Origin of the sequence: Blautia caccae, from assembly GCF_040095955.1 — a bacterium.
Lineage (GTDB): Bacteria > Bacillota > Clostridia > Lachnospirales > Lachnospiraceae > Blautia > Blautia celeris.
The window spans coordinates 204,234-217,626 of record NZ_JBBMFP010000006.1; the positions used below are offsets into that span (position 1 = coordinate 204,234).

The 13,393-nt window shown below is 48.4% G+C and carries 11 protein-coding genes; 2 read left to right on the plus strand and 9 right to left on the minus strand.

The genetic code is table 11. The annotated features are described in order from the left end of the window. Positions 1–42: 42 nt before the first annotated feature. From WMO65_RS08935 to WMO65_RS08955, 5 genes are all read right to left on the minus strand, one after another. Positions 43–639, minus strand: a complete 597-nt coding sequence (locus WMO65_RS08935) for a putative ABC transporter permease (RefSeq protein ID WP_181014550.1) — start codon at positions 637–639, stop codon at positions 43–45. Positions 640–776: 137 nt separating this feature from the next. Next, complete coding sequence (cls, locus tag WMO65_RS08940) at positions 777–2,312, minus strand: cardiolipin synthase (protein ID WP_033141796.1); 1,536 nt, start codon at positions 2,310–2,312, stop codon at positions 777–779. Between the two features lie 75 nt (positions 2,313–2,387). Then, positions 2,388–2,564, minus strand: coding sequence for a 30S ribosomal protein S21 (gene rpsU / locus WMO65_RS08945; protein ID WP_004222305.1), 177 nt, complete (start codon positions 2,562–2,564; stop codon positions 2,388–2,390). A gap of 145 nt (positions 2,565–2,709) precedes the next feature. Next, positions 2,710–5,349, minus strand: a complete 2,640-nt coding sequence (gene alaS, locus WMO65_RS08950; RefSeq protein ID WP_103732858.1) for an alanine--tRNA ligase — start codon at positions 5,347–5,349, stop codon at positions 2,710–2,712. Between the two features lie 87 nt (positions 5,350–5,436). After that, on the minus strand, positions 5,437–6,066 hold the full coding sequence (locus tag WMO65_RS08955) for a YczE/YyaS/YitT family protein (protein WP_103732857.1): 630 nt from the start codon (positions 6,064–6,066) through the stop codon (positions 5,437–5,439). A 137-nt stretch (positions 6,067–6,203) separates the two neighbouring features. Between WMO65_RS08955 and WMO65_RS08960 the strand changes: the two genes are divergently transcribed. Together WMO65_RS08960 and WMO65_RS08965 are read left to right on the plus strand one after the other, a co-directional pair. Then, a complete protein-coding gene (locus tag WMO65_RS08960) occupies positions 6,204–7,124 on the plus strand; it encodes an AraC family transcriptional regulator (protein WP_148392745.1) in 921 nt (306 codons plus the stop codon). 267 nt (positions 7,125–7,391) lie between these two features. Continuing rightward, complete coding sequence (locus WMO65_RS08965) at positions 7,392–8,816, plus strand: MFS transporter (RefSeq protein WP_033141851.1); 1,425 nt, start codon at positions 7,392–7,394, stop codon at positions 8,814–8,816. Between the two features lie 73 nt (positions 8,817–8,889). Here the strand turns inward: WMO65_RS08965 and rnhA are convergent, their stop codons facing one another. The 4 genes from rnhA to hemB all read right to left on the minus strand — a co-directional run bounded on the left by rnhA (position 8,890) and on the right by hemB (position 13,388). Beyond that, positions 8,890–9,363: a ribonuclease HI gene (rnhA, locus tag WMO65_RS08970; RefSeq protein WP_033141800.1), complete on the minus strand. Its 474-nt coding sequence runs from the start codon at positions 9,361–9,363 to the stop codon at positions 8,890–8,892. Continuing rightward, positions 9,353–11,065, minus strand: a complete 1,713-nt coding sequence (locus WMO65_RS08975; protein ID WP_148392746.1) for a MutS-related protein — start codon at positions 11,063–11,065, stop codon at positions 9,353–9,355. The genes rnhA and WMO65_RS08975 overlap by 11 nt, the downstream gene beginning before the upstream one ends. 62 nt (positions 11,066–11,127) lie before the next feature. Beyond that, positions 11,128–12,405 (minus strand): glutamate-1-semialdehyde 2,1-aminomutase, encoded by a 1,278-nt coding sequence (gene hemL, locus WMO65_RS08980; RefSeq protein WP_033141802.1) that lies wholly within the window; start codon positions 12,403–12,405, stop codon positions 11,128–11,130. Beyond that, entirely contained in the window at positions 12,405–13,388 is a 984-nt protein-coding gene (hemB, locus tag WMO65_RS08985; RefSeq protein ID WP_081960389.1) for a porphobilinogen synthase, read from the minus strand. Before hemB ends, hemL begins: the two co-directional genes overlap by 1 nt. Positions 13,389–13,393: the final 5 nt, after the last annotated feature.

Genomic DNA, 13,393 nt, shown 5'->3' on the forward strand with positions numbered 1-13,393 from the left:
GCAAGACCAACTAAAAAGGACGCCCTCAGGCGTCCCTCAACATTAAAATCTACCGTAAATCAGGGCGCGTATCCCTTCTCTCACCTCACCCAAGGAGGCAGGCAGACTGTCTTTTTTCTTTTCGTATAAGGTATGTAAAAAATCTGCTGTAAACAATGCGATCATCAGCGATCCGGCCCGGTATCCCACGGTAAACGGATAACTGTCCACAAAACGCTCCACGCCTTCATGGAGAAACAGAAACAGGCCCAATGTATAGAACCCCCAGGCAATGGTACTTTCCAGACAGAGGATACCTTTGTAATTAAAAGGTTTCTCCGAATAATCCCACCATACTTCACCGAACAATGCCAGCATAACCCTGGCTGTCACATACTCAAGCAGTGTGGGAAACACACAGCCCAGCACATATAACAGCAGAAGGTTGCCGCAGAACGGCCTCAGCAGAAAAAACACAGACAACGCTCCCACTCCGTAAATAGGGCAGAATGGCCCTCTCACAAATCCCCTGTTGGTAAGCCGCCTGTTACAGATTGACATGTATATAGATTCCACCACCCATCCCAGGATACTGTAAACCAAAAACCACTGGGTGACATGGTAGAGATCTATACCAAACATACTCTTTGTCCAAATCATACTTAATCTCCCCTTATATCATTGGCGCATCTCGTAACATGTGTCTTCATAGTAAGTTTTATGTGCCCATTCTATCATGGGAGCCCCCGGCTTGTAAAGAAAAAATCCTGTACACATAGCCGCTTTTATTATTTTTCCTAAAGCATGGGGGCGAAAAGTCTCAGAATACTCTGCGCCATACGCACAAAGATATTTCTGCTGCGGCAGAATTTCATACAGATTTCCCTGCATTTTGGGAAGGTATCCTCCATGTCCTCCTTCACCTGCATCACAGCCCTGCTTCGGTACATCCAGACTGCACACTCAAAATGCAGATACAGGCTTCTGTAATCCAGGTTGATGGTTCCCACAGAGGCAATTTCATCGTCACAGACAAAGGATTTGGAGTGGATGAATCCCGGCGTGTACTCAAAGATCCTCACCCCTGCCTCCAGAAGCTGCTCATAGTAAGACTGGGTGAGAAGGAATACCATCTTCTTGTCAGGGATTCCCGGCGTCACGATCCGCACGTCCACACCCTTTTTGGAGGCCAGGCACAGGGCTGTCATCATCTCATTGTCTATGATCAGATATGGTGTGCAGATGTACACATACCGCTTCGCCTGGTTGATGATATTCAGATAGACATTCTCCCCCACGATCTCATTGTCCAGGGGACTGTCCCCATAGGGCTGTACAAACCCGTCATTTTCAAACTCTTCCGGGTGATAGATATAAGGGCCGTACGCCGGCAGATGGCTTCTGGTGTGGGTGATCACTGCCCACATCTGCAGAAACATCACCGTCAGGTTCCATACACCCTCACCGTGCAGCATGACACCGGTATCCTTCCAATGCCCAAACCGCACATCCTCATTGATATATTCATCGGCAAGATTAATGCCGCCCGTGAACCCTGTATGCCCGTCGATTACCAGAATTTTTCTATGGTCCCGGTTGTTGAGGATAATGTTCAGCACAGGCCGCACCGGATTGAACGCCGCACACTTGATGCCTTTTTTCTGCAGTTCTTTATAATATCTGTGGGGCAGGGTGGTCACACATCCCATATCATCGTAAATCAGGCGTACATCCACGCCCTCCTTTACCTTTTCCTCCAGCACCTGAAGGATTTCTCTCCACATTCTTCCGTCATGTATAATAAAATATTCCAGGAAAATAAAATGCTCCGCTTTCTTAATCTCCTCCAGCATATCCACGAACATGGTATCCCCTACCGGATAATACTTTGTGGTGGTATTCTTATGGAGGGGAAAACCGGCGTAATCCCGGATGTAGGCAGACTGGATGGATACTCCCCGGTCCATATCCTGAAGTTCTGTTCTTGTCCTGGGATCTTCCTTGAAATAATTGCCGATTTCATTGAGGACTGCCTCGGATTCCCTTGTCATCTTCTTAGCCACACGGGATTCGCCGAACAGCAGGTACACAATTGCGCCGAAAACGGGAATGACAAGAATCAGAATCGTCCAGGCGAGCTTGTAAGAGGGATTGATTTTCTTATTGACCAGCCATAATACCAGAAACAGACTTAAAATATCCATGATCCATCCCACAGTGGTGGAAATATTTCTCATACCCCAGGCCAGCGCCACCAGCCACACAAGCTGCAGCAGTACAGCCAGCACAAATACAAAGATCCGGCTGGACACCAGATCGATAATCTTTTTCATCTTCTCACCATCCTCTCTTTTGGCTCCGGAGTCGTAAAAAAGCCCCTGGTATTGTCCAGAGGCTTTTACTGCACATTAATTATATTTACGTTTTCTAGCTGCTTCAGATTTTTTCTTACGACGAACGCTTGGTTTCTCGTAATGCTCTCTTTTACGGATTTCCTGCTGAATGCCTGCTTTTGCACAGCTACGCTTGAAACGACGTAAAGCGCTATCCAAAGTTTCGTTTTCTTTTACGATTACATTTGACATAGTCTCACACCTAACCTCCCTCCAGTTGTAGATTGTGCATAATACAACTGTCTGGGTATTTTTACTGCACATCAAATATTATATCAGATTTTTGCCGTACGTCAACTATTTTGACTTATTTTCTTTAAAATATTTTATTTAAATTTTATTTTAACTGACCTTCCAGCAATTCTGCCGCTTTTTCCAGGGCTTCGGGCACTTTTTCCGGGTTCTTTCCACCGGCCTGAGCCATGTTCGGACGTCCGCCGCCGCCTCCGCCTACTACTGCAGCCATGCCTTTTACAAGATTCCCTGCATGGGCACCGGCTTTCATGGCACTGTCAGTCACCATGGCCAGCAGGTTTACTTTACCGCCGTTAACGCTGGCGAGAACTACCACACCTTCACCCAGCTTTTCTTTTAACTGGTCGCCCAGGTCGCGCAGTCCGTTCATATCCACATCTGCTACAGATACAGCCAGCAGCTTAGTGCCTTTCACCTCTTTTACCTGGTTCATCACATCGCCCACTGCCTCTTGTGCCAGTTTGGCTTTCAGGGACTCATTTTCTCCGTGAAGCTCTTTTACCTCTGCCTGCAGATGAACGATCTTGTCCGCTGCTTCTGCCGGGGTAGTTTTTAAAAGTGCTGCAATATGGGCCAGTTTCTGCTCCATCTCTTTGTAGTATTTGAACACGCCGTCACCGGTCAGTGCCTCGATCCGGCGTACACCGGCTGCAATGCCTGCTTCGGATACGATTTTAAAGGTTGTGATCACTCCTGTATTGGATACATGCGTACCGCCGCACAGCTCCTTGGAAAAGTCTCCCATGGAAACCACACGCACACTGTCCCCGTATTTCTCACCAAAAAGAGCCATGGCTCCTGTCTTCTTGGCATCCTCAATACTCATGATCTCTGTTACCACAGGAAGCGCTGCCTGGATCTCTTCGTTGACCATTGCTTCCACCTGATCCAGCTCCTCCTGAGTCATGGCCTGGAAATGGGCAAAGTCAAAGCGGAGCCTGTCCGGAGTTACCAGGGAACCCTTCTGCTCTACATGGGAACCCAGAACGGTCTTCAGGGCTTTCTGCAGAAGATGGGTAGCGCTGTGGTTCTTACAGGTGTCTGCCCTGTCCTTTGCGCTGACTTTCAGTGTTACCACATCGCCTGTCTTTAACATGCCTTTTGTCAGTCTGCCCACATGGCCCACTTTGCCGCCGCGCAGCTTAATGGTGTCCTCCACAACGAACTGGGCATCCCCCAGCTCGATCACGCCTTTGTCGCCTTCCTGTCCGCCCATGGTAGCATAGAACGGAGTTTCCTCCACAAATACGGTTCCCTTCTCATCCTCTGTCAGGGCATCCACGATCTCGTTCTCTGTGGTGAGGACCGTGATTCTGGACGGATGGGACAGATTGTCATATCCCACAAACTCTGTGGTGATTTTCGGGTCTATCTCATCATATACCGTGGCGTCAGCCCCCATATAGTTTGTCACTCCGCGGGCTATCCTGGCCTTTTCTCTCTGCTCTTCCATGGCTGCCTTGAAACCGGCCTCGTCAATGGAGATTCCCTTATCTTCCAGGATTTCCTTGGTCAGATCCAGAGGGAATCCGTAAGTATCATATAACTTAAATGCATTTTCACCGGAAAGCTGGCTGCTTCCGGCAGCCTTCATCTCTGCCTCCATCTCTTCCAGAATATGCAGTCCCTGGTCAATGGTCTTGCTGAACTGTTCCTCTTCCTTTGTCAGTACATTGAAGATAAAGTCTTTCTTCTCTTCCAGTTCCGGATAACCGTCTCTGGAGCCCTCAATGACAGTATTGCTGAGTGCGGCAAGGAAATTTCCTTTTACTCCCAGAAGACGTCCGTGACGGGCAGCGCGGCGGATCAGGCGGCGCAGTACATAGCCTCTGCCTTCATTGGTGGGCATAATACCGTCAGAGATCATAAAGGTAGCGGAACGGATATGGTCTGTGATCAGACGGATAGATACGTCCACATTTTCATCTTTTTTATATTCTGTGTGAGTCAGCTCACAGACTTTGTTTCTGAGGGCACAGATTGTGTCAATATCAAAAATGGAATCCACATCCTGCACAGCTACAGCCAGACGCTCCAGGCCCATGCCTGTGTCGATGTTCTTCTGCTGCAGTTCTTCATAGTGGCCTTCCCCGTCATTTTCAAACTGGGTAAATACATTATTCCACACTTCCATGTAGCGGTCACATTCACAGCCCACAGTACAGCCCGGTTCTCCGCATCCATAGCGCTCACCTCTGTCATAGTAGATCTCAGAGCATGGTCCGCATGGGCCTGCGCCGTGCTCCCAGAAGTTGTCCTCTTTCCCAAAACGGAAAATACGGTCAGCCGGAATTCCAATCTCTTTATTCCAGATATCAAATGCCTCATCATCGTCAAGATAGACAGAAGGATACAGACGGTCCGCGTCAAGTCCTACCACCTCGGTCAGAAATTCCCATGACCAGCGGATTGCCTCTTTCTTAAAATAATCTCCAAAGGAGAAATTGCCCAGCATTTCAAAAAATGTGCCGTGACGGGCTGTCTTACCTACATTTTCAATATCACCGGTACGGATACACTTCTGACAGGTCGTCACCCTTTTTCTGGGCGGCACCTCAGCGCCTGTAAAATATGGTTTCAGCGGCGCCATACCGGAATTGATCAACAATAGACTCTTATCATTATGGGGAACAAGAGAAAAACTCTTCATAGCCAGATGGCCTTTTCCTTCAAAGAACTCCAAAAACATTTTCCGAAGTTCGTTCACTCCGTATTTCTGCACGGTTCATACCTCCTGATGATTGGGCAGCACGCGAATGCTACCGCTATAAATTACTGTTTTTAATAATAGCACAGGAATTGTCAGGTTTCAAGAAAGAAAAGCGGGAATTTTGCGGCCTTCCAGGAAAGGTTCTGCCAAATTAGTGCGGAAATACTGGATAAGGGGACCCACTGTCAGGGCAATGATAACCGTTGCGATCCCGATTTCCCCTCCTGCCAGGATACCGGCGATCAGACAGGTAAGGTCAGCAGCGATTCGGCAGTATTTGAACTTTCCGATCTTTCTGTCATCCATGATCAGGGCAATGGCATCATATGTGGATACTCCCAGATCTGCCGTGTAATACATGGCTCCTGAAAAGGCCAGCAGGAAAAGGGCGCTGACAAGACATACGATCCTGACAATAAGAGATGGTGTCTCATACACGCTTTTCAGCGCTGCAAATACCGCATCTGCCACCACGCCGTATATGAGCAGATTTAATAGTGTGGATACCCCCACCAGGCTTTTTTTCATTTTCCATGCGAAAAGAAGCAGCAGGGCACACGTCACATTTGCCGCCATGGTAAAGCTGGTATGAAAGATTTTTGCCAGCCCTGTCAGCAGTACGCAGTAAGGGTCAACTCCGAAATCCGCATAGCGGAAGATCCCCACGCTGACAGCTGTCAGAATAATGCCGATGAATGCCATTCCGATTCTTTTATTTTTTCTTTCCATTTTCGTTCCTCCTGAAGCTTTATGTAGCTTGTACTTGTTTCCGGACTCTAGTATAATGACAAAAAGCGGTATTTTCTATCAGAATTACGGCAGATTTTATAACAATATCATCATTTTCTATTTTGGAGGCAGTTTTTATGAAATCATCTGTTGTTGCGGTGGACAAAAATTTAAAGGAACAGATATCCCACGGAAATTATGCGTTTCCGGTGGATGTGCACAGTGAAGTTTTCCAGGCAGAGGGAACGGGCGCGCCCTCCTATTTTGTCTGCCACTGGCATCCCGAATCGGAACTGATGATCGTCCTCTCCGGCTCCATGCGTTATCAGGTCAATGAGACAGTCTATGATATTAAGGAGGGCGAGGGACTTTTTATCAACTCCAACTGCCTGCATATGGGTACCGCAGTCAGTGAACAGGCTTCCACCTTATCTGTCATTTTCCATCCCCGTTTTCTGTACGGGTATGAGGACAGCCTGATCCGGGAAAAATACATCTCCCCTATTCTGGACAGCGCCGCCTTCTCCGCTTATCCTCTGAAGTCGGAAAACAGGGATGCGAGCCACATCATACCCGGGCTTCTGCTTCAGTGCATGCATCTGTATGAGGAAAAGAACCTGGCCTGGGAGCTGCATGTAAAGGCCAGTCTTCTCTCCTGCTGGGGTGCTCTTTTTGCCGTATTCACGGAAAAAGGCACTGACCGGAAAACTACTGCCAGGAGCCGGGAGGCTGCAGGTAAGGCAAAATCCATTCTGGAATTCATCCGGAACCACTATACACAGAAAATTTCCCTGGCAGACATTGCAGGCGCCGCAGCCCTGAGCACCGGGGAATGCGGACGTATCTGCAAACGTCTCCTGCATCAGACACCCTTTGAATATCTGAACGCCTACCGCGTGGAACAAAGCATTCCGGATCTTCTGAAAAAAGATCTGTCCATCACGGAAATCGCACTGAAACACGGCTTTTCCGGCTCCAGCTATTATGCGGAAACTTTTAAAAGTGTAAAGGGAATCACTCCTTCCGCGTTCAGGCGCAGTCTGATAAGCGGCAGCTAAAATTGTAAAATGTCACAAAGATTCAATTTTTGTCCTCAAAACATTGTATAAACCTTACAGCCGCAGTATAATTATCTCAAAAAGAATCCGATGACCGCCTATATTTGTATACAAAACAAAATTCCAACTGAAACTGTGAGAAATACTCCTCAATACTATCAGAAACTTATGTACGGAATACATAAAATAAAAATGGACAGGAGGTGCCAAAACGTGTAACCAATGACAAAGTCCGCTTTTTTGGCGGACAGCACGGGAGGAAGGATTATGGAAGATCACAGTAGTAATGAGCGCAAGGAAATCAGTAAATCGTTAAAACGCTTTTTTGGCGTAGGAGATTTTGGTTTCAATCTTATGACGAATATTGAAACCTATTATTTCCAGTTTTTCCTGACAGATATTGCAAAATATACAATACCTGTTGTAACTCTGATAGCCACACTGACAAGTCTTGTGGACGCGGCCTTGTCCTGGGTGTACGGTGTTCTGCTCAATACCATGAAACCTATGAAATGGGGACGTTACCGCTCCTGGCTGGCAGTCATTCCCTGGCTGGTGCCGTTTTTGTATGCATTTCAGTTCATCAAGCTGAATGACGGGGCGGCAGGTATTGTTGTAATCATTGTGGCTACGATCACCAGTCATATTGCCTGGAATATTCCTTTTGTGGCCAATATTTCAATGATCAATATTGCCTCCAAAACACCGGATGACAGGATGGCCCTCTCCTCAACGAGAGCTTTATGGGGCGCACTGGGCATGGTTCTTTATTCTTACGTGGGACCGGGTGCCGTATCCATACTGGCTGCCGTTGTGGGAGCCAAAAATTCATACGGTGCGGCAGCATTCGTGTTCGGTGCTCTGATGGCAGCCGGATACTTTGCACATTTCAAAATGTTTGAAGGATATGAAGAAACCGGCGCAGAGGAGATTGCCAGACTCCAGAGAGAGAAAAAGGCAAAACAGGACCAGCATGCAGAAAAAGGACATGGAATGCTGAAATCCCTCACATCAAATCCCTATCTTCTGGGTCTGATCGTTGCGGATCTGGCAAAATATGTCTACATGTTTGTAGCAAATGGTATTGCCGTTTACTACTTTACCTATGTTGCCGGTAATGCCGGTCTGACCGCCACCTTTATTCTCATTTCCAATCTGCTGGGCGTCGCTGCTTCTTATCTCTCGAAAAAGGCAGCCGGAAAATTTTCGGCCAGAAACACCGTTATCATCGCTTATCTGAGTATGGTCGTGGTGCTGGTACTTGGCTTCCTTTTCTACAACAGTACCTGGGTGGTCCTTATCATGGTGAGCATTGCACAGTTTTTCTGTACCATGACCAACGCCTGCGGACCGGCACTCTACGCAGACTGTGCAATTTACAGCGAGTATAAGACAGGCACAAATGCCACCGGTATGATCATGGGACTGAGTAATATCCCCCTGAAGATCGGTGTAGTGAGCCGTGGAATCCTGATCAATGCATGTCTTGCCATGGCAGGTTTTTCACTTGCAGTGGTACAGTCCAATGAGGTCACGGAAAAGCTGGCAAGGGGAATCAGTATGGGATTTACCGTAATTCCGGCTATTGCAGTAGGAATCGGCGCACTTATTCTGATATTCGGGTATAAGCTGTCAAGCAAGGATATCGAGGGATATTCCGCAGAAATCGAGAAGAGAAAACAAAACAGATAACTACACAGAAAAGGGACTGCTGCACCGACTGAAACCATTCAGCCGGGCAGCAGTCCCTTTTGAAATGAAGCAGTTACACACCGGGGTCCACCAGCAGGTCTTCACCATCCGCCGCACTGGTAGCCAGATAGTCACAGCGTTCATTCATTTCGTGTCCGTCGTGCCCTTTCACCCAGATAAATGTCACTTTATGCGGCTCTTTTGCCTTCAAGAGCCGTTTCCATAGATCCACATTCTTAACCGGTTCATTTTTTCCCCGTTTCCAGCCCTTTTTCAGCCAGCCGTCAATCCAGTGCTGATTAAAGGCATCCACCAGATACTTGGAATCTGAATACAGCTCCACCTCACACGGCTTTGTCAGCGCTTCCATTCCCACAATGGCTGCCATAAGCTCCATGCGGTTGTTGGTGGTGCGCACATATCCCTGAGAAAACTCACGCTCATGCAGCGTTCCTTTTGCGTCCGTATAGTGGAGGACACAGCCGTATCCTCCCGGTCCGTCCGGGTTTCCCCTGGCAGAACCATCTGTATATATTTTAACAAGCATTTTCATTTCCTACCTTTTTCCAGATTCCGGTGGTTTCAAAATCAGCCACCGCAGCTTCCGACTCTTCTACAATTTCTCTGTCGTACCCTACCATGGAGAGCAGGCGGATGGCATTCCTTGTGGTAACCCTGCCCTTTTTCAGCAGATAGTTAAATTCCACGTCATCCTCCCTGAATTCCTCCTCAAAGTGATAGTTGGTATACGCTCCCTCCAGCATATAAGACAGCTCAATATCATGTGTCGCCGCAAAGGGAAGCACATGGGGCTTTTTCAAATGCGCCAGAATATTGGAGGAAGCCGCGATTCTCTCAATGGTATTTGTTCCCCGGAGCACCTCATCAATGATGCACAGAAGGGGGGCTTCCTCCTTGGATTCCTCCAGGATTCTCTTCAGGGACTTGATCTCCACAATGTAGTAGCTCTCCTTGCTCTCCAGGTCATCCCGAAGTGCCATGGAAGTCTGTATCTTAAAAAACGGAGCGGCGTATTCTGTGGCAGTACAGGTATACACGGTCTGCGCGAGAATGGCATTCATCGCCACATTTTTTAAGAAAGTGGATTTTCCGGAGGCATTAGAGCCGGTCACCAGGATGCCGCCGGACGCATCAATACTGTTTGCCACAGGTTCATGAATCAGCGGATGGTACAGATTTTCCACCTTCATCCGCACATCACTTCCCTTTTGATACCTCGTAAAATCCGGCACACAGTAATACGGCATGGCCTCCCGAAAGGATGCAATGGAAATACAGGCGTCCAGAAGTCCGTATATCTCCAGCATCTCCTCCGCTTCCGCTTTATGCTCCTTCATGGCCTTCATCATGGAATTGAACTTGATCAGATCGATATGGGTCATCATTCTGATATAATCCAGAATAAAGGATTCCGGTCCGCTGGCAAATCCATCCCGGTCCAAAACCAGATTTGCCCCGTTTCGGAAGCCGGAAAAACCTTTTTCACAGGCATTCAGACGCTCCGTATACCTGTGAAGTTCCTCTATCTTCAGTTTGTCCAGAGCACCTGCACAGTTTATAAGCTGGAGCATGCACTTAAATCCGGTCAGATATACCTGTATGACCTCCTTGTCTTTCAGATACGTTCCCATATTGATACAGGTCACAAGCAGAAAGGCAAAGACGCCGTACCTTGGAACCGCTATGAACGCAGCAATAGAAAGCACAAAAGCCAGGCACATGAGAATCTGCTTCCACGGTTTTCCCGCGTCATACTCTTTTGTCACATGAATAGCCTGGTAAACAGACGATGAAGGCGGCTTTCTGATGTGTGCCAGGATCTCCTGGACCTTCTGGCGTTCTTTCTCATGTTCCCGAAAAAATGTGTACAGCCGTTCCCTCTCCGCAAGCTTTTCCTCCTGATATTCAGGAGTACGGAGAAGATAGTACAGATAGTCCTCCCCCGGTGAGGATATTGTCTGGTTCATAAGCATAAACACACGGTCCATATCCAGATCATTCCAGGTAATATCGTCAATGACAAACCGCCCGTCCTTCCTCCTGCGAAAATACTCCCCGATCTGTTCCAGCTTATCCCAGGTGTATTCCCGATCCGGAATCTGTCCCCAGCCCTTTTTTATTTTCTGGAGAAATTCCCGCTGTCTTCTCCTGTTTTCCTGAAACATGGTCACAAATACGACTGCCACAAAAATGATGATCAGTCCTGTCCACAAGGTTGTCTCACTCATAGCTGTCCTCCGTTTTCTTTTACCAGTTATGAGCGTATCCGAAAAGCAATCTTATGACACGCTCATGCGCAGAAATAATCTTTTATCAGCTTCAGTGCTGCTTCTATATCCTCATTTGTATGGGCATCTGACAGGAACATGGCCTCAAACTGTGAAGGTGCCAGATGTACGCTGTGGTTCAGCATATATTTAAAATATTTTGCAAAGGCATCTGTATCCGATGTCTTGGCAGAGGCATAGTCTGTCACCTTATTTTCTGTAAAGAAGATACATCCCAGAGATGCCACACTGTTTACCTGATAAGGAATATTGTTCTCAAGGAAAATCCTGCGTATTCCCTCAAACATCATCTCCCCTTTCTGGTACAGCCTTGTATAGATCTCCGGATCTTCATACAGGATCTTAAGCTGCGCAAGGCCTGCTGCCATGGCGATGGGATTGCCGCTTAAGGTTCCTGCCTGGTATACAGGACCTGCCGGGGAAACCTTTTCCATGATTTCCTTTCTTCCGCCGTAAGCGCCCACAGGCATTCCGGCGCCAATGATCTTACCATAGGTGACAAGGTCCGGTGTCACCCCGTAGAATCCCGCAGCCCCGTCAAATTTAAGCCGAAAACCGGTGATCACTTCATCAAAGATCAGCAGTGCCCCATGCGCATCACAAAGGGTCCGAAGCCCCTGAAGGAAACCGTCAGCAGGAGGGACCACGCCCATATTGGCGCCCACTGGCTCCACGATCACAGCAGCCACCTGGTCTTTGCTCTCTGTCAGAAGTTCTTCCACACTTTCAAGATCATTATACACTGCGATCATGGTATCCTGCGTACAGCCCTTGGGCACGCCGGCGCTGTCCGGCACACCGCTGGTCATGACTCCGCTGCCTGCACTCACCAGCATGGCATCCGTGTGGCCGTGATAGCATCCTGCAAATTTGATGATCTTATCTTTCCCCGTAAAGCCTCTGGCCACGCGGATGGCGCTCATGACGGCCTCTGTTCCGGAATTTACCATACGGATCATCTCCACATGGGGAATCCTCTCGCAGATGAATTCAGCCATCTCCACCTCTTTTGCAGTTGCACAGCCAAAGCTCAGACCATTTTCACTGGCTTTGATCACTGCCTCACGAATAGCAGGATGGTTGTGTCCCAGGATCATAGGTCCCCAGGACCCGATATAATCCGTGTAGGAATTGCCGTCCACATCGAATATTTTACTTCCCACTGCACCCTGTATAAAGCGTGGGGTCTCCCCAATGGCACCGTAAGCCCTTACGGGGCTGTTCACCCCTCCGGGAATCCGTTTTACGGCGCGCTCAAATAATTCTTCTGATCTTGTCATTACCCGATTCTCCCTTCGTCCATATATCCGGCCAGCTCTTTTGCAAAATAAGTCAGGTAAATGTCAGCTCCCGCACGGTAGGTGCTCACTGCCATCTCACAGATGATCTTCTCCTCGTCAATGTAGCCAAGCTTTGCCCCTGCCTTCACCATGGCATATTCGCCGCTGACAGAATAGGCGGCCACAGGCAGATGTATACTCTGTTTCACCTCACTGATCACATCCAGGTAGGAAAGCGCCGGTTTCACCATAATGATATCCGCGCCCTCCTGTACATCCAGAAGCGCCTCCTTCAGACCTTCCCTCTTGTTGTGAAAATCCATCTGATAGCTCTTTCTGTCTCCGAAAGAAGGGGCAGAACCTGCTGCTTCCCTGAATGGACCGTAAAAGGCAGAGGCATATTTTACCGCGTAGGACATGATCGGTATGTCCTTGTGCTGATGGGTATCCAGGATCTCACGGATCGCTCTGACTCTGCCGTCCATCATATCTGAGGGTGCTACCATATCGGCTCCTGCCTCCACGTGGGAAAGGGCTGTCTTTGCCAAAAGCTCCAGTGTCGCGTCATTTTCCACATCATGACCGCACAGCACGCCGCAGTGGCCGTGGGATGTGTACTCACACATGCAGACATCTGTGATCAGATACATTTCCGGGAACTGTTTTCTGGCTTCCCGAAGCGCCCTCTGTACAATTCCGTCCTCCGCATACGCCTGGCTTCCCACCTCGTCCTTTTCATCCGGAATCCCGAAGAACATCACTTTATCCACGCCTGCCTTCATAAGTCCTTCCAGGGCATAAGGCAGCCTGTCAATGCTGTATCGGAACTGTCCTTCCATGGAGGGGATTTCCTCCTCCATATTTTCTCCCTCACGGACAAAAATGGGATAGATCAGAGAACTTTTGTCCATCCTGGTCTCACGCACCATTCTGCGCAGGGTATCGTTTTTCCGAAGCCTTCTCGGTCTGACTGTCATTTCCATGTTGC

What these genes read in the sequence shown, in the direction of transcription:
- cls (WP_033141796.1), bottom strand. Translation starts at nt 2,312, where the DNA reads ATGAAAAAGATTATCGATCTGGTGTCCAGCCGGATCTTTGTATTTGTG.
- WMO65_RS08955 (WP_103732857.1), bottom strand. Translation starts at nt 6,066, where the DNA reads ATGGAAAGAAAAAATAAAAGAATCGGAATGGCATTCATCGGCATTATT.
- WMO65_RS08965 (WP_033141851.1), top strand. Translation starts at nt 7,392, where the DNA reads ATGGAAGATCACAGTAGTAATGAGCGCAAGGAAATCAGTAAATCGTTA.
- rpsU (WP_004222305.1), bottom strand. Translation starts at nt 2,564, where the DNA reads ATGTCAAATGTAATCGTAAAAGAAAACGAAACTTTGGATAGCGCTTTA.
- WMO65_RS08935 (WP_181014550.1), bottom strand. Translation starts at nt 639, where the DNA reads ATGATTTGGACAAAGAGTATGTTTGGTATAGATCTCTACCATGTCACC.
- hemB (WP_081960389.1), bottom strand. Translation starts at nt 13,388, where the DNA reads ATGGAAATGACAGTCAGACCGAGAAGGCTTCGGAAAAACGATACCCTG.
- WMO65_RS08975 (WP_148392746.1), bottom strand. Translation starts at nt 11,065, where the DNA reads ATGAGTGAGACAACCTTGTGGACAGGACTGATCATCATTTTTGTGGCA.
- WMO65_RS08960 (WP_148392745.1), top strand. Translation starts at nt 6,204, where the DNA reads ATGAAATCATCTGTTGTTGCGGTGGACAAAAATTTAAAGGAACAGATA.
- rnhA (WP_033141800.1), bottom strand. Translation starts at nt 9,363, where the DNA reads ATGCTTGTTAAAATATATACAGATGGTTCTGCCAGGGGAAACCCGGAC.
- hemL (WP_033141802.1), bottom strand. Translation starts at nt 12,405, where the DNA reads ATGACAAGATCAGAAGAATTATTTGAGCGCGCCGTAAAACGGATTCCC.